We start from the raw sequence: 20,150 nt of genomic DNA on the forward strand, positions 1-20,150 counted from the left end.
GCTGCTGATTAAGCAGCCTTTTTTGTAACGATAGCCGTGATTAGGTTCCAATAGATGAAATGTGTTACCACGGGTTTTCTTCTGGCGGTGTTGTCTTTCGCCTCGATGCCAGTTAAGGCTGAGCCACAAAAACAGGTTGTGGGCGCAACTGAAGTGGTCTTGGTCACAGACGCGGAGCTACGCTTTAAAGCGCGAGTGGATACTGGTGCAAAAACCTCTAGCATTCATGCCGAAAACATCGAGTTGGATCTATCGGGTGATCTTCAAGGTCAGCCTATCTCGTTTGATCTTGTCACCAAAGAGGGGCAGTCTAAAAGAATCGAAACTCGTGTGGCGTCGGTTGTTAGCGTCAGAACGGCAGAACAGACCGAACGCAGATACGTTGTCCCGTTGCTTATAAAATGGCATGGCTCGACCAGAACCATTTTGGTAACGCTGAATGACCGTAGCCGTATGGATTATCGTCTGCTACTAGGCAGAAATTGGTTGCAAGGTCACTATGTGGTGGATGTTGATAAAAACACCGAATAGAAAAAGCTCTAGGCTAACGACAAAACCTCTTCAGGTTTTATCTAAGTCTATCAGTATGTTGCATATTGGCGGCGTTATGCGCTTTAAGGATGAACAATATGAATTATGATGAGTTTAATGCGTTCTGTGCGTCTTTTCCGGCTACAAGCCATGTTGTTCAATGGGGTAACTCAGATGTATGGAAGGTTGGTGGTAAAGTGTTTGCAATAGGTGGCTGGAGCCCGAAGGGACAAGCGGCTTTCACGTTTAAAGTATCAGATGTAAATTTTGATTTTCTAAGTCATTGTGAGGGCTATCAACCTGCACCGTACTTTGCAAATCGTGGTATGAAATGGATTCAACAAATCGACACTGAGGGGCATCTTGACGAGCAACTTCAGTACTATTTATCTGAATCGTATAAAATTGTGGCAAGTGGTTTAAGTAAAAAGAAGCGAATTGAACTGGGTGTTTTGGTTAAGTGACAGTTCTATCTAGTACTCACACCCCTTTGATATCCCTATAAAAGTTTTCGTGTACGCCTAGCGCGATCAACTCAAGTATTACGGTGCCTTCTTGATAGCTATAGCCAAGAAATGTGAGCTGTTTGCTCATTTTGAACTTATAAACACGCAGAAAAGACAAATCGCCTTTTTTCTGCTCGCCCAAACGTGGGTTCTCGATCAGTGCTTTTACCGCATTGTCGAGATCCGCTTTTTGGTTTGAGTGGAGTTTTTTAACGCTTTTCTTGAATGAAGGGGTTTGTAGAACCTGTGTAATATTAGCCAAAACTGTATGCCTCAAGTTTACCGGCCTCTTTTTCAGCTTTAGCGATAATGGCTTGTCGAACAAACTCATAAGGTAAATCTGGGTTGTCTTCCATCATTTCCCCAATTTTAGCCCAGTGTTCAATCTGTTTAGGGGTGGTACGATTGAGAGCTTTGGCCATGATGGCAGCTTTATCTACAAGTTCTTGATCAAGGCGGATGCTGGCAGTCGACATAATGAGCTCCTTTATTTAAATGCTGCCATAATTGTAGCGTAGCGCTACAAATGTAGCGAAACAAATCACAGCAGAGGCTTCAAAAGATTATTCGTCAGCTGTTCAGTTTGTGCCATAGCTATTCTGTTTCAGCTCTGCTCTAATTCATTTTTACGCTGACTGATGCGTGTTGAACACACTAGGCCCCTACCATGAAAAACATTGTGGGTTTGTTAATGGCCCTTGCGCTGTTACTGACTGCGACCCGCCCTATCACCGCAATACCTTTATTAATGCCCGCTTTGTGTTTGTGGGGTGCATTGGCTTTGTCTTGGTCGGGGTTAAATAAGGCAACGCAGCGCCAAGCAGGTGTGCTTTTAGGCATTGGCATTTCAGGTTTGTTATGGGGTGGTTTACAACAGCAAGCATTGCCTATCGAACGGGCGCTCAGCGCTAATACCCCTTTGTTGGCGATGTTAATGGCGGTCAGTTTTTTATCACTGGTCGATTTAACGGGCAACAAACCACAAAAGGCTTTACCCAGTGGTAAAAGTGCATTGTTGCAGTCGATATTGGGCGTACACCTGTTTGGTGCCGTGATTAATATGTCGATTGTTTTTATCATGGCGGATCGGTTTGCCCGTGCGAAACGAGAGTCTATTGCTGATAGCAACAATGATAGTTGTTGTGCTGGTGTTACGTACCCTTGTGGTGCCGAGATTCAAGTGGATCAGATGAAAGTGTTGTCACGGGGGTTCTGTGCAGCGGCTTTTTGGTCACCTTTTTTTGCAGCGGTGGCGGTGTCTTTGACCTATGCGCCGGGTGCGCAACTGATGCATCTTATTCAGGCGGGTATCCCGATGGCGATCTTAGGGTTGTTGATCACCTATTTTGAGATTCGCCCAAAGGCCAATCAGTTTGTGGGTTATCCCATGCAGGTGAGCAATTTAATACTGCCCGTTATTTTAGCCAGTGCGGTGGTGTTGTGTCGTTGGCTGTTGCCTGATCTTTCGATCATTCAGGTGATCAGTATTTTAGCGCCCAGCATCACCATTTTGGTTTTGCTGATTCATAAAGCACCATTGAAGCAGAGGTTACTGGAGCACAGCCAAAACCGTCTCGCTAAAATGGGGGGCGAATTGGCGCTGTTTTTAAGCGCGGGTACTATGGCGGCAGGTCTTGGAGTGGTATTCACTTTATATGCCGATCAACTGCCTATTCCTGAGTTAACCCCTGTTGTCACCAGTCTATTGTTACTGGTGATGCTGTTGCTCTCGTTATTGGGCGTACATCCTGTTATCAGCATTGCCAGTTTAAGCGGTTTGTTGTTGCCCACTCAGCCACCGATTGATCTGTTAGCCATGTTGTTCTTAGCCAGTTGGGCGATTGGCACGGCTTGTAGCCCCATGTCGGGCATGAATTTATCCATGCGCGGGCGCTACTTTATCAGTGCCAAACAGGTGTTACGCAGCAACTTGCCTTATGGTGCGATGATGTGGGTGGCCGCCAGTCTGTCGATGTGGTTTTACAATCCTTTGAATTAATAAAAGGTGAGTGGTGCAGAAGATATGAATATGAAAGCAGGCATTAATTTGGCAACGTTTGAGAAAATAGTCTCAAATTAAGCTTGCACATGGTGTTATCTCAATCTATCTGTTTTAATAAAATAGACTAAATTAATGTGATGTTATTAAGGGATTAATAACCCTACAAGAAGCCATTTCATCATCTAAAATTACTTTGTAATTGCACTCTTAAATTTAATGGACTGAATAATGTTATCCCAGCCGATTGAAAGCATACTGCGTACCACTGCGCCCTCTACCTTGACCGATATTATTTTAGTCTTTCTTGCAATTACTTTTGTATTGGCGCTTATTTTTAGAAAGGCAAATAAGTGTCATGGATTTACACAATATACTCCAACATTTCTAACCACCTTAGGCATTTTAGGTACTTTTGCGGGCATTATTGCTGGTTTGCTTGGTTTTGATGTTGATCATATTGATCAAAGTATTGGCTATTTGTTGGAAGGTTTAAAAACGGCCTTCCTTACCAGCCTTGTTGGTATGACACTATCCATTCTATACAAGCTAGTGGATGCCACTGGTTGGATTTCTCCTGATACACCTAGTGGTATTGATGAAGAGGAGGTGGGCGCATTTGAGCTGTTACTTGAGCTAAAAAAACAGTCTGATCATGTTGTTAGTCTTAAGGAAGCCATTGGTGGTGATAGCGATACCAGTTTAGTTGGGCAACTGCGTCAATTACGTTTAGACCTTACTGATCAGCACAAAGCAATACTCAGTACGCTCACAGATGATAGTGGTGACAGCTTAAAGGGGCAGGTAACCCTGCTCAGGTCGGACATAGCCTCGCAGCATAGAAACACCCTTGCCGTTATTGAGCCAATTCCTTATGCCCTTACTGCCATTAACGAGGCTGCGCAAACACAACAGAAAAACTTTTCAGAGTTCCAAGATCGGCTATGGGTCAACCTACAAAATTTCGCTGATATGCTTTCAAAATCTGCAACAGAGCAGGTTATTAATGCCCTTAAAGAGGTGATCAGTGATTTTAATAACAATCTAATTGAGCAGTTCGGCGAGAACTTCAAACAGCTTAATGCTGCGGTTTTAGAACTGGTGCAATGGCAAGAAAACTATAAGCAGCAACTAGCCGAAATGTCTGTTCAGTATCAGCAAGGTGTGAGTGCGATTACTCAAACAGAACAGGCTGTAAGCCATATCAGTGTGGAGTCTAAAGCGATTCCTGAAAACATGGCTGCATTGAAAGTGGTAATGGAAGTCAATCAACACCAAATTGAAGTTCTTAAACAACACCTTGATGCTTTTCGAGAGATTAGAGATCGAGCGGTTGAAGCTGTACCAGAAATACGAGCACAAATAGATCTGGCTGTTGAGGGGATGAAACACGCGACAGTTTCAATCACAGAAGGTATGGCGGATACAAGTCAGACTCTCACCAGTAGCCTTAAAACCGCTAGCGAATCTGTTTTAGTCGGCATCACTGGTGCAGCGAATACGCTATCTGAGGGTATTCTGCAAAGTACCACGTCACTGCAAGAATCTGTTGCCAATAGTGCAACCTCAATGACCGATAGCGTAGGACAAAGTAGCAAAATATTAACGGATGGCCTTAAAACTGCTGGCGAATCTATGGTGATGGATGTCACAGGTGCTGCTAATGAAATGCGTATCGGTATACTTGATAGTTCAGAATCACTTGAAAAAGCAGTGATAAATAGTGCGACTGAACTTGTTATCAACTCAGAAAAAGCGAATAAAGAACTGATTAATAGTGCTGATCTGATTGCCGAAAACAACCAAAAAACTAGGACTATGTTCAACGAATCACAGGCAGAAATTGCGGCTATTTTCCGTAGCCTTGTTTTTGAGCTAACAACCGACAATCAAAAGCTGCATGAGACATTTAGTCAAACGTCGCAGGCGTTGATAACTGAAACAGACCGTGTGCGCTTAAAGTTTGAGCAACATCTAGACGCAATGCGTAATGAAATGATGATTGCTTTTAAAGAACAAGCTGAACAACAGATGCTGGAACACCAGCGAGTATTAAAAGGTGTAAGCCAACATGCCGATGAGGCATTAAAAGACACCGCTGAAGCGGTACAAAAACAAGTTCGAATGCTAGATGAAGCATTGAACCACTAGCTGAATGCGGTGATGAATGATATGGGTAAAGCACTAGCAAGCATTACAGGCAAATTTACTGATGATTACCAAAAACTAATTACCGCAATGCATAAAGTAACCCGTATGCATGGGGATAATTAATTATGAGCCACTTATTTAGGCCAAAAAAGTCAGAGCAAGAGGAGTCTCATTGGCTATCCGTCTCTGACCTTATGGCAGGTTTGATGATGGTTTTCTTATTTATTGCCATTGCGCTCATGCGTAGTGCTTTTATTGAGCGCGATAAAATTAAAGAGGTCGCAGTTGCCTATCAAGAAAATCAGGTCGCCATTTATGAACAACTAATGCAAGAGTTTGAAAAAGATCTAAGCCGCTGGGATGCAGTAATTGATCAAGAGTCTTTAACCTTCACCTTTCAATCTCCAGATGTACTATTTGCCCAAGGTAAAATAGATTTAAACCAGAAATATAAAGCGCTGTTATCAGAGTTTTTCCCTCGTTATATGGCGGTGCTGTCTAAGTTTTCTGGTTCAATCAATGAAGTGCGTATTGAAGGGCACACCAGCAGTATTTGGAATCGCTATTCTAACGACACAGATGCTTACTTCCTTAACATGGAATTGTCCCAAGGCCGTACACGAAGTGTACTTGCTTACGTCTATCAATTGGGTGATGCCTCACCCTACAGTAGTTGGATTAAACGCCATTTCGCCGCTGTTGGTTTGTCCTCATCTCGACCTGTTCTAGATGAAAATGGACAAGAGATAAAGTCACGTTCAAGACGAGTGACTTTTCGTGTCATCACTAATGCAGATATTCAAATGCGCCAGATTTTGGAGCTGAATAAGTGAAGTTAAAAGCAGATTTTTCCGCATTATGGCAAAACGTCAAAAAAATGGGTGAATATGAAGCAGACTTCGATATTGATATGAGTAGCGCATCTGACCTAAAGCTGGATCAAGAGCTATCAAGCACTGCTGGTCTTGATATTACACTTGATGATCTTAGCACTCAAAATGGTGTTCTCAGTGTTCGTGGGCGTCAGGTTTTACTCTTTATTCCTGATCATGGCGGTAATATTGAGGCTGTTATTAGCGGCCAGAATATTGGTAATAGGTTCCATGTTGCGGACTGCTCTACTCTTGACAAAATGCGTAGACAAAATCGCTTTGATCGCTACAAGGCCACTTACAATACCAGTGGTAAGTTTGAGATTTTTGGAACCTCTTATTACGGAGGGTCTAACCGTACCGCTGAAGTAGAATTGGCAGTGTGTAAAAACTGCCTTAACTATCTGAACTACAATGGTTATCGACAAGACAGAGATAGAGTTTTCAGTAAGTTCAGCATTGCAGAGTTTTTATCCACATATAGCACTCTGTTTAAATCTATGCCTGACCGCCCCGCAATGATTGATGAGGGAGGTTACAGTGATGATTGGTCTCAAATATCGGCAAACTATCGACGATTGAAAAATTACCAATGTGAGTCTTGTCTCGTAATACTAACGAATAATAAAGGCTTGTTACACACTCATCACATCAATGGCAATAAGCGCCAAAACAGCACTGATAATTTGATGTCGCTTTGTATTGACTGCCACAGAAAGCAGCCAAAACATGAATATATGCGTGTTAAACATAACGATATGCTACAGATCAATAAGCTAAGAAAAGAGCAAGGGCTTATCCATAATCGAAATTGGACTGAGGTACGCAAAATGGCTGATAAGGCATTTGAAGGCTTGCTATATCAGTATGAAAGCGCGGGAAAAGCCATGCCTGTAGTGCATTACGATCTTATGTCATCTGCAAATGAATATATCACGACACTAGACTTAGCATGGCCTAAGCATAAGCTAGGTATCTCAGTTAACGATTTAGCAACTGAGAAAGCTAAAAGTTTAGGATGGAAAGTATTAAGCATAGGAGAGGCTCTTAGAGCTTAATGACTAACTCATAGATAAGTGCTATGAACACACTCTGTCCTATGCCTCCAATAACTGAATCAAGGCTTTGCCCGCATTCGATAAGGTACGTTCTTTGTGATAGAGATAACCTAGAGGGCGGGTCAGTTGCACTTCAGGTAGTTCGAGCACTTGCATACTGTCATCGGTGAGGATTTCAGGCAGTAAGCTCCAACCTAACCCAATCGACACCATCATTTTTAAGGTTTCCATATAGTTGGTCGACAGCGCCACTTGTAGCTGCAAGCCTTTTTTGGCAAATGCCGTTTCCACAATGCCACGGGTAAAGGTTTGAAAGCCCGGCAAAACCGCATCGTAATCGGTTAAGGTCTCAAGGCTGATTTTTTTAAGCTTGGTCAGCGGATGATCTTTTGCCACGACTAGCTTCAATTTGTCCTCCCAAATCGGCACCACTTTCAGCATCGGGTGCTGATGGGGTGACAATGTCACCACCGCCAATTCTAAACGCCCCTGCTGAATTCCTTCGTAAGCCTGTTCGGAATCTAAAAAGCGCATATCCAACTTCACCTGTGGATAGTCCTGCGTGAAGCTTTTCAAAATCGGCGGTAAACGGTGTAGGCCAATATGATGACTGGTGCCCAGCACCAACGAACCAGCGATTTCACCATTCAGGTTATTGAGCATCCGGCGTGTGTCCTCCAATTCCACCAGTACTTTTTGCGCCCTTGGCATTAAGGCTTGTCCGGCTTCGGTCAGATGGGTTTGTCGGCCAATTCGGTCTAAAAGTTGTACGCCTAACTGCTGCTCTAAATTGGCGATACGTTTTGAGATAGCAGGCTGGGTTAGATGTAGACGCTCTGCTGCACGGGAAAATGACTGTGTTTCAGCCACGGCAATAAAGGCTTGTAAAGACTGTGTATCCATCAGGCGAATCTCATCTATTGATATAGGACAAGCTTAGATCGAGTGATAACTAAATGGAATCTAATCAATAAAAAATATGAATTTGTGTTATCGAACTTCAAACCCTACACTGGCTGCAACACCCGTAAGAGGTGAAATAATTTTAAATGATGAGGAGCTAAGCAATGGCTGGCAAAACCCTGTATGACAAGTTGTGGGATGCCCACTTGGTACAAGAGCGCGATGATGGCACGGCGTTAATCTATATCGACCGTCAACTGCTGCATGAAGTGACCTCGCCGCAGGCGTTTGAAGGCTTAAAGCTGGCTAATCGTAAGCCTTGGCGCTTAGATGCCAACTTGGCGACCCCTGATCATAACGTGCCTACCACTCTTGAAGAGCGTAAAGCAGGTAACGATGGTATTGAAGATCCTGTGTCAAAAATCCAAGTGGTGACACTGGATGAGAACTGCGATCACTTTGGCATTACCGAATTCAAAATCAACGACATTCGCCAAGGTATTGTTCACGTGGTTGGCCCAGAGCAAGGTGCAACTTTGCCGGGGATGACCGTTGTGTGTGGTGACTCTCACACGGCCACTCATGGTGCTTTTGGTGCGTTGGCACACGGTATTGGCACGTCTGAAGTTGAGCACGTATTGGCGACGCAATGCTTAATCCAGCGCAAAATGAAAAACATGCTGGTGAAAGTGAACGGCAAGCTGGGCAAAGGCATTACGGGTAAAGATATCGTGTTGGCCGTGATTGGCAAAATCGGTACAGCAGGTGGTAACGGCTACGCCATTGAGTTTGGTGGTGAAGCGATTCAAGCCCTGTCGATGGAAGGTCGTATGACCATCTGCAACATGGCGATTGAAGCGGGTGCGCGAGTTGGTTTAGTGGCGGTTGACCAAAACACCATCGACTATGTGAAAGGTCGTCCATTTGCGCCTAAAGGCGATCAGTGGGCGATGGCGGTTGCTCAGTGGCAAGATCTGCACTCGGATGCCGATGCGGTATTTGATGCCGTAGTTGAGTTAGAAGCCGCAGATATTGAACCACAAGTGACTTGGGGTAACTCGCCAGAGATGGTGGTATCGGTTAACGCACAAGTGCCAAGTCCAGCTGATCAAACCGATGAAAATCAGAAGAAAGCCTACACCCGCGCCTTAGAGTACATGGGATTAAACGCAGGCCAAGCGATCAAAGATATCAAGCTAGATCGCGTCTTTATCGGTTCTTGCACCAACTCGCGCATTGAAGACCTGCGAGAAGCAGCAGCAGTAGCGCGTGGCAAAACAGTAGCCGCTAACGTGAAGCAGGCTTTGGTGGTGCCGGGTTCTGGCTTGGTAAAACAGCAAGCAGAGGCGGAAGGTTTAGATAAAATCTTTATCGCAGCAGGTTTTGAGTGGCGCGAGCCGGGTTGCTCTATGTGTTTGGCGATGAATGCTGACAAATTAGGTGCAGGTGAACACTGTGCTTCAACTTCAAACCGTAACTTTGAAGGTCGTCAGGGCTTTGGTGGTCGTACCCACTTGGTGAGTCCGGGCATGGCGGCTGCGGCAGCAATCGCAGGCCACTTTGTTGATGTTCGTGATGTTTTAAACGCTGACGCTGCTCACTAAACCGGAGGCTAGAAATGGATAAGTTTACTCAGTTACAAGGTTTGGTTGCCCCAATGGACCGAGCCAATGTCGACACCGACATGATCATTCCAAAGCAGTTTTTGAAGTCGATCAAGCGTTCAGGCTTTGGCCCGAACCTGTTTGATGAGCTGCGTTATTTAGATGAAGGTCAGCCGGATCAAGACTGCTCAGGTCGTCCGCTAAACCCTGATTTCGTTTTGAACCAAGCGCGTTACCAAGGGGCTTCAGTGTTGCTGGCGCGCCAAAACTTTGGCTGTGGCTCTTCCCGTGAGCACGCGCCTTGGGCGTTGTTGGATTTTGGTTTCCGCTGTGTGATTGCACCAAGCTATGCGGATATTTTCTACAACAACTGCTTTAAAAACGGCATTCTGCCAATCGTATTAGACGAAGCGATTGTTGACAGCTTATTTAAAGAAACTGAAGCCGCAGAAGGTTATCAGTTGACCGTTGATCTGGAGGCCAAAGTGATTCGCACGCCAGCAGGTCGTGAGATCGCATTTGATGTCGATGATTTCCGTCGTCATTGCCTGTTGAATGGTTTAGATGATATCGGCTTAACGCTAGAAAATGCGGAACAGATCAAGTCGTATGAAGCCAACCGTAAGGCACAATCGCCTTGGTTGTTCAGCTAAGCTGCATTGAATTTTGAAGATAACTGATTGTAAATGAGATGGATTGTGTGATGACTAAAAAAGTATTGGTGTTACCGGGTGACGGCATCGGCTCAGAGATCATTAAAGAAGCGGTAAAAGTATTAGGCGCGCTGAATCTGGACATCGAAATTGATGCGGCCTTGATCGGTGGTGCGGCTGTGGACGCCACGGGCGAGCCTCTACCTGCTGTTACACTAGAAAAAGCTCAGGCTGCTGATGCAATTCTATTGGGTGCCGTGGGCGGCCCTAAGTGGGATGCTAACCCAATGGAGAAACGTCCAGAGAAAGGCTTGTTGGCGATTCGTTCTAAACTGGGTCTGTTTGCCAACCTGCGTCCTGCGATTCTTTATCCACAACTGGCAGAGGTTTCAAGCTTAAAGCCTGAGATTGTGGCGGGTCTGGATATTCTGATCGTACGTGAGCTGACTGGCGGTATTTACTTCGGTCAACCTCGTGGTATCCGTACGCTGGAAAACGGTGATCGTGAAGGTTTCAACACCTATGTGTACAACGAAACTGAAATTCGTCGAATTGGTCGTCAAGCTTTTGAAGCGGCTCAGAAACGCAACAAGCGCCTATGCTCTATCGACAAATCCAACGTACTGGAAGTGACAGTGCTGTGGAAAGAGGTGATGACCGAGCTGGCAAAAGAATACCCAGATGTTGAGCTGTCGCACATGCTGGTTGATAACGCGGCGATGCAATTGGTGAAAGCACCTAAGCAATTCGACGTACTGGTAACAGGGAACATGTTTGGCGATATCCTGTCGGATGAAGCGGCAATGTTAACAGGTTCTATCGGTATGCTGCCTTCTGCGTCTCTGGACGAAAATGGTAAAGGCATGTACGAGCCTTGCCATGGTTCAGCGCCTGATATTGCAGGTCAAAACCTAGCTAACCCATTGGCTACTATTTTGTCTGTTGCAATGATGTTACGTTATTCACTGAACGAAGAAGCGGCAGCGGCACGTATTGAAGCTGCGGTAGAAAAAGTGCTCGATCAAGGTCTGCGTACTGGCGATATTATGTCAGCAGGTTGCACTCAGATTGGTACTGAAGCGATGGGCGATGCTGTAGTTGCAGCATTGTAATTAACCCTCGCCTGTAATCGAAAGTGCGTGCATAACTTCGCACGCACTTTTGTGATTTTTTGTCCTTTAAGTGCTTTTATCCACTGTTCTTAAAGGCGATTTTTTAAAGATATCCATAGGTGAACAAATGGCTCTAAAACGTGTAGGTCTAGTTGGCTGGCGCGGCATGGTAGGTTCCGTACTGATGCAGCGCATGCAGGACGAAGGTGACTTCGCTCACATTGAACCGATCTTCTTTACCACCTCTCAAGCGGGTCAAGCTGCGCCTGATTTTGGCAAAGCAGCTCCAGCATTAAAAGACGCTACCGATATTGATGAGCTAAAAGCGCTAGACATTATTATCACCTGCCAAGGTGGTGATTACACCAAAGAGGTTTATCCAAAACTGCGTGCAGCAGGTTGGAATGGCTACTGGATCGATGCGGCCTCGTCTCTGCGCATGGACAAAGAAGCCATCATCATTCTTGATCCGGTGAACATGCATGTGATCAAAGATGGTCTGGCAAAAGGGATCAAAACCTATGTCGGCGGTAACTGCACAGTATCCTTGATGCTAATGGGCTTAGGCGGTCTATTTGAAAACAACTTGGTAGAGTGGATGACCTCTATGACTTACCAAGCGGCTTCAGGTGGCGGTGCACGTCATATGCGCGAACTGATCAAGCAGATGGGTATTGTGCATGGTGCAGTTGCAGACCAGTTACACGACTCTTCTGCCATTCTAGATGTTGACCGTTTGGTTGCAGAAACCATTCGTGGCGACCAAATGCCAATCGACAACTTTGGTGCGCCATTGGCGGGTTCTTTGATTCCTTGGATCGACACTAAGCTGGACAATGGCCAAAGCCGTGAAGAGTGGAAAGGTTTTGCTGAAACCAACAAGATTTTAGGTCTAAGCGATAGCCCAATCCCGATTGATGGCACTTGTGTACGTATTGGTGCAATGCGCTGCCACAGCCAAGCGTTTACCATCAAGCTGAAAAAAGATGTACCGATGGACGAGATCGAAGCGATGATCGCATCGGCCAATGACTGGGTGAAAGTGATTCCTAACGAGCGTGATATTACAGCCCGTGAATTGACCCCAGCAAAAGTGACTGGCACGCTAAGTATTCCTGTTGGTCGCCTGCGCAAAATGAACCTAGGCAATGAATACCTGAACGCTTTCAGCGTGGGTGATCAGTTGTTATGGGGTGCGGCGGAGCCTCTGCGTCGTATGTTGCGTATTCTGCTAGAAGACTAACTCTAGCGCTACGGACTAAAAAGCCTGCTTCGGCAGGCTTTTTCCGTTGTGGCGGCAAGCATAAGCCTAGATAATCCAACTGGCTTTAACGGAAGAGCCTTCTTTCACTGCTTAAAATAGGAGGCAGTAAAGTGGCAAAGCGTCACCACTGAGTTAACACCTTGATTTTGAAATGCTTCTATAGTTCAAACTTCAAATAGTAGTAATATTGGCTCAAATCTTGCGTTACGACTGCAAAGGTTATAAAAAGCACAACAAAAAGAATGACCTAAACCTAGAAATACTAGGAATGAGTCTTTGATGCTGTGTACAATCAGTATAATTATTGATAAAAGTTACTGTCATCAAAGTATCTACTAGTAATAGACCTCGTTATTGTTCTCTATTATTGGTCGGCCGTACTGCCATCGGACAGTACAAGAGTTAAGGAATCAGGAATATGGTGCGCAAGCTGGCAGGTACCCTGGCCACTCTAGGGATGTTAAGTAGTCCCTTCGCGTTGGGGCTTGGGCTCGGTGAAGCCGAGTTGCTGTCCTCTCTGAATCAGCCATTGAATGCAACCATTCAATTGGCTCAAACCGAAGGGGTTTCGGCTTCAGAGATTCGTGTTAAATTGGCAAGCGAAAGCGCTTTCGCAAAAGCAGGGCTAGATCGCCAATTTTTCTTACAGAACCTTAATTTCAATGTCCGCCAAGGGGCAAATGGCGCTTATATTGAGTTGAGCAGTCGAACGGCTATCAAAGAGCCATTTCTGAACTTCTTATTAGAAGTTGAATGGCCTCAAGGGCAGTTAATGCGGGAATACACCTTCCTGCTAGATCCTCCATCTTATACACCGCCTACCAGCACGGCTTTAGCACGTAATAATCGTGTGGCTCAACCTTTAGCAGCACCTGCCGCAGGTAACTTGGTTGAAGAAGGTGCTAGCCGTATAAAAACAACGGCAACTGACACCTTGTGGAGTTTAGCGCGTAAAAACCGCCCTAATAACAACATCACAATTAAACAAGCGATGCTGGCGATTCAAGACGCCAACCCAGATGCATTCCCTACCGCTAACATCAATAACATGGAAACAGGTAGTACCCTGTTGATTCCAAGTGAAAAGGCGATGTTGAAACGTAGTGAACTGGAAGCTATTCGCGAAGTAGCGCGTCAGAATCAGGCTTGGGTGGCATTGAAGAAAGCACCTCCTGCTCCAGCTGCAGTTGAGGCAAAGGCCGCCCCCGTAAATAATGACAAACTGACATTAGTGAGCGATAAACCTGAAGCATCGACTGGTGATATGCCTCCAGCCGCTGAGTTAGAGCAGAAAATCGCCCTAAAAGACGAGCGCTTAGATCAGTCTCAACGTGAAAATGCTGAACTGTCTAGCCGCTTAGATGAACTACAAAAGCAGGTTGGCACACTACAAAAGCTAATCCGCCTAAAAGATGAACAGCTAGCAGCAATGGAAACCATGCTTGCTAAGCAAAATGAACTTTTAGCAGGTAAGAAACCTGCTGATAGCTCCATGAGCAATGTGGTAGAGCCGGAAGCGCCGACAACAGATGTAGCGGTGCCTGTTGCCCCAGTTGCTATGGTTGGCGCTGCTGCAATGGGACAACCTGCGGCGGCAGGTGCAATTGGTTTAGATTTAGCTGCTGAAGCTAATAAAGCTAATACTGAGGTTAAAGCTGAGGCGGCTCCTATAGAAACGCCTGTGAAAGCAGAGCCTGTAGCACAACCCATTAAACCTTTTGTGATTGAAAAGCAGGAACAAGAATCCCTTGATCCAAGCACTTTTTTAGTCGACTCCTTAAAGAAAAACTCATTGATGCTAGGCGGCGCTGCGGCTGCAATTTTGGCTTTGATTTTAGTACTGATGGTGATGCGCCGCCGCAAAGCGCAAGCACCTAAAGTAGCAAAATCAGGGGCTGACGTAGTCGGTGATGGGGCAGCGACAGCTATTGGTGCTACTGCTGCGGCTGGCGCTGCGGTTGCTGGTGCGGCTGCATTAGATAGCCTAGATGACGACCTTAGCTTGGATGATGACCTAAGTTTGGATGGTGATTTAGGCTCTGATCTTAACGATGATGATATGGCGTTAGGTGATCTTAGCCTTGATGATTTAGGTGATGCCGATAGCAGCAGTAACGACACACTAAGCGACTTTGCTGATACAGAGCTGGATAACTTAGAGTTTGATAGCTTGGATAGCCAAGAGCTGAGTGACGGAGCTGAAGAGCTGTCTATTGATGACAACTTGTCTCTTGATGATGAGTTAGGTGCAGCTGATCTATCTGATGATCTGAGCGACGACCTGAGTGATGATTTTGGCGAGATGGATTTTGAGCTGGATGACTTAGGTGCGGCAGATGCCAGCACTACAGCATCAAACTCAGATGATAGTATTGATGATGACTTAGGTGACTTAGATCTAGGCGATCTAGACTTTGATCTTGATGAAGAAGTTGATGTGAAATCAGAGGAAGAGGAGGGCGCTGAGTTAAAAGTCCCTTTCGTCCAAGCTGAGTCAATGGCAGCAAGCCCATTAGCAGAAGATACTGCTGATGAGGTTAATATGTTGGCTCAGGATAATCTCGATAACACAGACTCTGGCTTTGATATGGTAGATCTAGAGTTTGACGCTTTAGATGATGATATTGAGGCCACTGATCTGGATCACAGGGAAAGTGATACTGACACAAACAGTGAAGATGACATCATTGATCTGACTGATGAAACCGAAGCTGAAACCCTAGAAAGCAACGATAAGCTAGCCGCATTAGAGCCTCTAGACTTTGACTTTGATGATGAGAGTCCTGCAACAGAAGTTGAAGAGGCTGATGCAACTATCGACGATGCTGATGCTGAGACGGTAAAGGATGCAATTGCTGAGGCAGATGCTTATCTAGTAGCAGGTGAAACGGTGCAAGCCGCTGCGGTATTGCAGCGCACACTTTCAGAAGTACCTGAAAGTAATGAGCTTCGCTTGAAGTTTATGGAAACTCTGGTAGAGCTGAAAGATGAGGCTACTTTTGATCATGAACTCAGAGCGCTACAAAGTACTAGTGACATCAGCAGCTTAACAGCAGCGCTTGCATTACAGAGCAAGCTCTACAGCAGCGATGCAAACTCTACGGTAGAGCTTGATGCTGATGATGACTTTCAGCCATTAGACCTGCTTGAGCTCAATGCTGATGAAGTCAATACAGCGTCTGTAGATGAAGACATTGACCTGAACAGTGAGCTAGATGCATTAGAGCGTGACTTTGGCCGTTATGCCGAGTCGACTGGTGCTTCTGTTGATGACTTATCAGATATGGATATAGAGCTTGTTGATCTGGACTTGGGTGAAGAGTCTGATAGTGACGATGATGAGCCGATGATCAATCTGACACCAATGGATCTAGGTGAGCCTGATCCGTTAGATGACGATGATTTCGAGTTGACTGATCTTAACTTCTCTGATGATGAGTTTGATTACGAGCTAGATAGCGCGCTTGATCAAGAGCTAGAAAAAACACAGCAAGATATGAAGCACAATACTGAGTCTTTGTTAGAAGACTTGGGTGACCTATCTATGCTATCCAGCACTGATACAAGCAATGCTTACGACGTTGATGCTGTTGAAAGTTTAGTAGATCAAGATCTTCAAAATGACGATGAGCTGATTGATCTGTCGCCAAGTTTGGATGAGCTAAGTGACTTATCTGATTTAGGTAGTCTAGATGATCTTGTTGATATCAGCATGACAGAAGATGACCTGCTGTCCGATGACTCAGATAGCAGTTTGAACATTGATGACATTCTGGATGAGAATGAAGACCCTGAGATTAAGCTTGACTTAGCGCGTGCTTATATTGATATGGGGAATAACAGTTCAGCTATTGACGCTCTGAAAGAAGTGATCGAACGTGGTAATTCTATACAAAAAATGTCGGCCCAAAAGCTGATGGAGTCACTGCAAAGCTGATATGAATTTGTTCTCTGTAATTTCTGATGATAATGGTCGTCCGGGTCGTTATGCCATGTCTATTGAGTATAACGGCTCCGCCTACCACGGCTGGCAAGCCCAGCAACCCGGTGTCAGCAGTGTTCAAGAAACCCTTGAAGCTGCTATTAGCAAAGTTGCGAATGAACCGATACGAGTGCTGTGCTCAGGTCGTACCGACACTGGTGTACACGGTTGTAGCCAAATCGTTCACTTTGACTCTGTAGCCATACGCTCAAGCAAAGCTTGGGTATATGGCTGCAACGCCAATTTGCCTAATGATATAGTGGTGCGCTGGGCACAGCCTGTCTCTGATGACTTTCATGCCCGCTACTCGGCAACAGCGCGCCGCTATCGCTATGTCATTTATAACAACCGCATTCGTCCTGCGTTGATGCATGATCAGCTGACTTGGCATGATCAGTACCTAGATGCCGATAAAATGCATGAGGCGGTGCAAAGTTTATTGGGTGAAAATGATTTTTCATCCTTTCGGGCCGCAGGTTGCCAATCTAATACCCCTTGGCGAGAGATCCAAGAAGCAAAAGTGTTTCGGCAGGGACAGCTAGTGGTGTTGGAGATTAAAGCCAATGCTTTTTTACACCACATGATACGTAACATCGTGGGTGTATTGCTGCCTATCGGTGAAGGGGTTAAACCCGTTGAGTGGACAAAAGAGTTACTGCAAGTGCGAGATCGTACCAAAGCAGGAGTGACAGCACCGCCTAATGGTCTGTATTTTGTCGAGGCGATTTACCCAGAACAGTTTGCGCTGCCCGTTGAGCCGCTTGGCCCAAGTTTTCTGAACCTAATTTAATGCCGTTACCGCACAAACAGGGTTTGTGCGTCAGACCTGTTAAGTGACCCTATGCCCCGTACCAGAGTCAAAATATGCGGTATTACTCGTATTGAGGATGCCTTAGACGCCATCACTTTTGGCGCAGATGCTTTGGGCTTTGTGTTTTATCCGCCCAGCCCTAGATATATTACGCCAGAAGCTGCAGCCGAAATCATTCAGCAGCTACCGCCATTTATTACCACTGTAGCACTTTTTGTTGATGAACCAGCCAGCGAAGTTTCTCGTATTAGCCTATTAACACAGGTCGATCTGTTACAGTTTCATGGCAGCGAGTCTGCTCAGTTTTGCCAACAATTCCAGCGACCTTGGATTAAAGCATTACGGGTAAAAGATGCTGAAACCGTGCATACTGCCATAACCGAATACAGCACCGCTCGCGCGCTATTGTTAGACAGCTATCGCGCAGGCGTGCCAGGGGGGACTGGTGAAACTTTCAACTGGGAGTTGATCCCTAAAAACTGTCCCCTGCCTATTATTCTTGCTGGTGGTTTAACACCAGAAAACATTCAAACCGCGGTAGAACAGATTCGCCCTTATGGCGTTGATGTTTCCGGTGGCGTTGAAGCCCGCAAAGGGGTAAAAGACCCCGTTAAAATTGATGCATTTATTAGAGGTGCAAATCCGTGACCAAGGCGAACACCTATGCTGACTTAATGCAACTGCCTGACGATAAAGGCCACTTTGGCCCATATGGCGGTCGCTTTGTCTCTGAAACACTGAGTTATGCCCTAGAAGAGCTGGAAGCAACTTATAAAAAGTTATCTGCCGACCCAGCCTTTCAAGCTGAATTTGACAAAGATCTGGCTCACTATGTGGGTCGTCCTTCACCGCTTTATCACGCAGAACGATGGTCACGGATACTGGGTGGTGCACAAATTTATCTGAAGCGTGAAGACCTAAATCACACGGGTGCTCACAAGATCAACAATACCATTGGTCAGGCACTTTTGGCTAAGTACACGGGCAAGCCTCGTGTGATTGCTGAAACAGGTGCAGGTCAGCATGGTGTGGCTACCGCGACTGTTGCGGCGCGCTTAGGTCTTGAGTGCGTGGTGTATATGGGGGCGGATGATGTTAAACGTCAGTCTTTGAACGTATACCGGATGAAGTTGCTGGGTGCCACTGTTGTGCCTGTTGAATCTGGCTCTCGTACTCTAAAAGATGCCATGAATGAAGCGTTGCGCGATTGGGTGACCAATGTTGATAGCACGTTCTATATCATTGGTACGGCAGCAGGCCCGCACCCTTACCCAATGTTGGTGCGTGATTTTAACGCCGTTTCAGGCCGTGAAGCCCGTGAGCAATCTCTCAAGCAGATTGGTCGCTTACCAGATGCGCTAGTGGCTTGTGTGGGTGGTGGTTCTAACGCCATTGGCTTGTTCTACCCATTTTTACAGGACAGCGATGTTCAAATGTATGGTGTAGAAGCAGGTGGTGATGGTGTTGAAACAGGCCGTCATGCCGCTCCGCTTTGTGCGGGTAAGCCCGGTGTGCTGCATGGTAACCGCACCTATCTGATGCAAAGTGAGGATGGTCAAATTATTGAAACTCACTCAGTTTCTGCTGGTTTAGACTATCCAGGTGTTGGCCCAGAGCATTCATATCTGAAAGATATTGGTCGCGTAAACTATGTGGCGGCCAATGATACTGAGGTGCTGTCTGCTTTCCGTGAGTTAACGCGCACAGAAGGTATTATGCCTGCATTAGAAAGTAGCCATGCTTTAGCGTATGGTCGCAAACTGGCGCAAAGCATGCGTCCAGATCAGCATATTATTATCAACCTGTCAGGTCGGGGTGATAAAGATATCCTGACGGTTGCAGGCATTGATGGCATTACGGTGTGAGGTTGACGATGTCACGTATTGAACAAAAGTTTGCTCAACTGAACGAGCAAGGTAAAAAAGCACTAATCCCTTACATCACTGGTGGCGATCCTAAACCTGAGTACAGCGTTGAGCTGATGCATGCCTTAGTGGCAGCAGGTGCAGATATGATCGAACTTGGCATGCCTTTCTCTGATCCAATGGCTGACGGCCCTGTGATCCAGAAAGCTTGTGAGCGCGCTTTAGCTGCAGGCACTACGTTGAACAAAGTGTTGGCAATGGTAGAGACCTTCCGCCAAACCGATACTGATACTCCGGTTGTATTGATGGGCTACTTAAACCCAATTGAATATATGGGATATCAGAACTTTGCAACAGCTGCCAAAAAAGCAGGGGTTGATGGTGTTTTAACCGTTGACCTACCGCCAGAGGAGGCAGATGAGCTAGTTGCGGTGCTAAAAGCAGAAGCAATTGACACAATTTTCTTAATTGCCCCTACCACTACAGCCCTTCGTGCAGCTAAAATAGCCAACCACGCATCTGGCTACCTCTATTATGTTTCAATCAAAGGGGTAACAGGGTCTGCGGCGCTTGACACTGAAGCTGTTGCTGAAAAGGTTGCAGAGTTACAAGCATTGACCTCTGTTCCTGTAGCAGTTGGCTTTGGTATTCGTGATGGCGCCTCTGCAGCGGCTATCAGCAAAGTCTCTGATGGCGTGATTGTTGGCAGTGTTTTGGTGAATAAAATTGCTGAACTCAGTGAGCAACCTGAGAAAATTGCGCCAGCGCTTACAGAAGTGCTGAAAGAGATGCGCTCAGCGATGGATGCCTGATAGACTCTACTTTAGACTAACTCGATC

At 45.8% G+C, this 20,150-nt stretch carries 18 protein-coding genes; 15 read left to right on the forward strand and 3 right to left on the reverse strand.

Annotated features, from left to right (window positions below):
• Nucleotides 1–54 precede the first annotated feature (54 nt).
• Together B5D26_RS02460 and B5D26_RS02465 are read left to right on the forward strand one after the other, a co-directional pair.
• Nucleotides 55–531: an ATP-dependent zinc protease family protein gene (locus B5D26_RS02460; RefSeq protein WP_078744099.1), complete on the forward strand. Its 477-nt coding sequence runs from the start codon at nucleotides 55–57 to the stop codon at nucleotides 529–531.
• 98 nt (nucleotides 532–629) lie between these two features.
• Nucleotides 630–995: an MmcQ/YjbR family DNA-binding protein gene (locus B5D26_RS02465; RefSeq protein ID WP_078744100.1), complete on the forward strand. Its 366-nt coding sequence runs from the start codon at nucleotides 630–632 to the stop codon at nucleotides 993–995.
• Nucleotides 996–1,011: 16 nt separating this feature from the next.
• Here the strand turns inward: B5D26_RS02465 and B5D26_RS02470 are convergent, their stop codons facing one another.
• Together B5D26_RS02470 and B5D26_RS02475 are read right to left on the reverse strand one after the other, a co-directional pair.
• Nucleotides 1,012–1,299, reverse strand: coding sequence for a type II toxin-antitoxin system RelE/ParE family toxin (locus tag B5D26_RS02470; RefSeq protein ID WP_078744101.1), 288 nt, complete (start codon nucleotides 1,297–1,299; stop codon nucleotides 1,012–1,014).
• The gene (locus B5D26_RS02475; protein ID WP_078744102.1) at nucleotides 1,292–1,513 is read right to left on the reverse strand and encodes a TA system antitoxin ParD family protein; all 222 of its coding nucleotides are present in this window, start codon (nucleotides 1,511–1,513) and stop codon (nucleotides 1,292–1,294) included. Before B5D26_RS02475 ends, B5D26_RS02470 begins: the two co-directional genes overlap by 8 nt.
• A 191-nt stretch (nucleotides 1,514–1,704) precedes the next feature.
• Between B5D26_RS02475 and B5D26_RS02480 the strand changes: the two genes are divergently transcribed.
• From B5D26_RS02480 to B5D26_RS02495, 4 genes are all read left to right on the forward strand, one after another.
• Nucleotides 1,705–3,036, forward strand: coding sequence for a hypothetical protein (locus B5D26_RS02480; protein WP_078744103.1), 1,332 nt, complete (start codon nucleotides 1,705–1,707; stop codon nucleotides 3,034–3,036).
• Between the two features lie 231 nt (nucleotides 3,037–3,267).
• Nucleotides 3,268–5,187, forward strand: coding sequence for a hypothetical protein (locus B5D26_RS02485; RefSeq protein ID WP_078744104.1), 1,920 nt, complete (start codon nucleotides 3,268–3,270; stop codon nucleotides 5,185–5,187).
• Nucleotides 5,188–5,312: 125 nt separating this feature from the next.
• Nucleotides 5,313–6,020 (forward strand): OmpA/MotB family protein, encoded by a 708-nt coding sequence (locus B5D26_RS02490; protein ID WP_078744105.1) that lies wholly within the window; start codon nucleotides 5,313–5,315, stop codon nucleotides 6,018–6,020.
• Entirely contained in the window at nucleotides 6,017–7,117 is a 1,101-nt protein-coding gene (locus B5D26_RS02495; RefSeq protein WP_078744106.1) for an HNH endonuclease, read from the forward strand. The genes B5D26_RS02490 and B5D26_RS02495 overlap by 4 nt, the downstream gene beginning before the upstream one ends.
• Before the next feature lie 39 nt (nucleotides 7,118–7,156).
• Here B5D26_RS02495 and B5D26_RS02500 read toward each other — a convergent pair whose 3' ends face one another.
• A complete protein-coding gene (locus B5D26_RS02500) occupies nucleotides 7,157–8,020 on the reverse strand; it encodes a LysR family transcriptional regulator (protein ID WP_078744107.1) in 864 nt (287 codons plus the stop codon).
• Between the two features lie 164 nt (nucleotides 8,021–8,184).
• Here B5D26_RS02500 and leuC point away from each other — a divergent pair, with 164 nt between their 5' ends.
• From leuC to trpA, 9 genes are all read left to right on the forward strand, one after another.
• Nucleotides 8,185–9,624 (forward strand): 3-isopropylmalate dehydratase large subunit, encoded by a 1,440-nt coding sequence (leuC, locus tag B5D26_RS02505; RefSeq protein WP_078744108.1) that lies wholly within the window; start codon nucleotides 8,185–8,187, stop codon nucleotides 9,622–9,624.
• A gap of 14 nt (nucleotides 9,625–9,638) precedes the next feature.
• The gene (gene leuD, locus B5D26_RS02510; protein WP_078744109.1) at nucleotides 9,639–10,277 is read left to right on the forward strand and encodes a 3-isopropylmalate dehydratase small subunit; all 639 of its coding nucleotides are present in this window, start codon (nucleotides 9,639–9,641) and stop codon (nucleotides 10,275–10,277) included.
• A gap of 50 nt (nucleotides 10,278–10,327) precedes the next feature.
• Nucleotides 10,328–11,389, forward strand: coding sequence for a 3-isopropylmalate dehydrogenase (leuB, locus tag B5D26_RS02515; RefSeq protein ID WP_078744110.1), 1,062 nt, complete (start codon nucleotides 10,328–10,330; stop codon nucleotides 11,387–11,389).
• A gap of 127 nt (nucleotides 11,390–11,516) precedes the next feature.
• Nucleotides 11,517–12,632 (forward strand): aspartate-semialdehyde dehydrogenase, encoded by a 1,116-nt coding sequence (gene asd, locus B5D26_RS02520; protein WP_078744111.1) that lies wholly within the window; start codon nucleotides 11,517–11,519, stop codon nucleotides 12,630–12,632.
• A 439-nt stretch (nucleotides 12,633–13,071) separates the two neighbouring features.
• Nucleotides 13,072–16,590, forward strand: coding sequence for a FimV/HubP family polar landmark protein (locus B5D26_RS02525; protein ID WP_078744112.1), 3,519 nt, complete (start codon nucleotides 13,072–13,074; stop codon nucleotides 16,588–16,590).
• 1 nt (nucleotide 16,591) lies between these two features.
• Nucleotides 16,592–17,425 (forward strand): tRNA pseudouridine(38-40) synthase TruA, encoded by an 834-nt coding sequence (gene truA, locus B5D26_RS02530; protein ID WP_078744113.1) that lies wholly within the window; start codon nucleotides 16,592–16,594, stop codon nucleotides 17,423–17,425.
• A gap of 51 nt (nucleotides 17,426–17,476) precedes the next feature.
• The gene (locus B5D26_RS02535; RefSeq protein ID WP_078744114.1) at nucleotides 17,477–18,094 is read left to right on the forward strand and encodes a phosphoribosylanthranilate isomerase; all 618 of its coding nucleotides are present in this window, start codon (nucleotides 17,477–17,479) and stop codon (nucleotides 18,092–18,094) included.
• Between the two features lie 26 nt (nucleotides 18,095–18,120).
• A complete protein-coding gene (gene trpB / locus B5D26_RS02540; protein ID WP_078744139.1) occupies nucleotides 18,121–19,311 on the forward strand; it encodes a tryptophan synthase subunit beta in 1,191 nt (396 codons plus the stop codon).
• Nucleotides 19,312–19,319: 8 nt separating this feature from the next.
• The gene (trpA, locus tag B5D26_RS02545; RefSeq protein ID WP_078744115.1) at nucleotides 19,320–20,123 is read left to right on the forward strand and encodes a tryptophan synthase subunit alpha; all 804 of its coding nucleotides are present in this window, start codon (nucleotides 19,320–19,322) and stop codon (nucleotides 20,121–20,123) included.
• Nucleotides 20,124–20,150: the final 27 nt, after the last annotated feature.

The sequence above is a fragment of the Oceanospirillum multiglobuliferum genome (assembly GCF_900167095.1).
Lineage (GTDB): Bacteria > Pseudomonadota > Gammaproteobacteria > Pseudomonadales > Halomonadaceae > Oceanospirillum > Oceanospirillum multiglobuliferum.

Bases quoted from the DNA above. Each gene is read 5' to 3' on its own strand.
- B5D26_RS02460 (WP_078744099.1), top strand. From the start codon at position 55: ATGAAATGTGTTACCACGGGTTTTCTTCTGGCGGTGTTGTCTTTCGCC.
- B5D26_RS02465 (WP_078744100.1), top strand. From the start codon at position 630: ATGAATTATGATGAGTTTAATGCGTTCTGTGCGTCTTTTCCGGCTACA.
- B5D26_RS02475 (WP_078744102.1), bottom strand. From the start codon at position 1,513: ATGTCGACTGCCAGCATCCGCCTTGATCAAGAACTTGTAGATAAAGCT.
- B5D26_RS02480 (WP_078744103.1), top strand. From the start codon at position 1,705: ATGAAAAACATTGTGGGTTTGTTAATGGCCCTTGCGCTGTTACTGACT.
- B5D26_RS02485 (WP_078744104.1), top strand. From the start codon at position 3,268: ATGTTATCCCAGCCGATTGAAAGCATACTGCGTACCACTGCGCCCTCT.
- B5D26_RS02490 (WP_078744105.1), top strand. From the start codon at position 5,313: ATGAGCCACTTATTTAGGCCAAAAAAGTCAGAGCAAGAGGAGTCTCAT.
- B5D26_RS02500 (WP_078744107.1), bottom strand. From the start codon at position 8,020: ATGGATACACAGTCTTTACAAGCCTTTATTGCCGTGGCTGAAACACAG.
- leuC (WP_078744108.1), top strand. From the start codon at position 8,185: ATGGCTGGCAAAACCCTGTATGACAAGTTGTGGGATGCCCACTTGGTA.
- leuD (WP_078744109.1), top strand. From the start codon at position 9,639: ATGGATAAGTTTACTCAGTTACAAGGTTTGGTTGCCCCAATGGACCGA.
- leuB (WP_078744110.1), top strand. From the start codon at position 10,328: ATGACTAAAAAAGTATTGGTGTTACCGGGTGACGGCATCGGCTCAGAG.
- asd (WP_078744111.1), top strand. From the start codon at position 11,517: ATGGCTCTAAAACGTGTAGGTCTAGTTGGCTGGCGCGGCATGGTAGGT.
- B5D26_RS02525 (WP_078744112.1), top strand. From the start codon at position 13,072: ATGGTGCGCAAGCTGGCAGGTACCCTGGCCACTCTAGGGATGTTAAGT.
- truA (WP_078744113.1), top strand. From the start codon at position 16,592: ATGAATTTGTTCTCTGTAATTTCTGATGATAATGGTCGTCCGGGTCGT.
- B5D26_RS02535 (WP_078744114.1), top strand. From the start codon at position 17,477: ATGCCCCGTACCAGAGTCAAAATATGCGGTATTACTCGTATTGAGGAT.
- trpB (WP_078744139.1), top strand. From the start codon at position 18,121: ATGCAACTGCCTGACGATAAAGGCCACTTTGGCCCATATGGCGGTCGC.
- trpA (WP_078744115.1), top strand. From the start codon at position 19,320: ATGTCACGTATTGAACAAAAGTTTGCTCAACTGAACGAGCAAGGTAAA.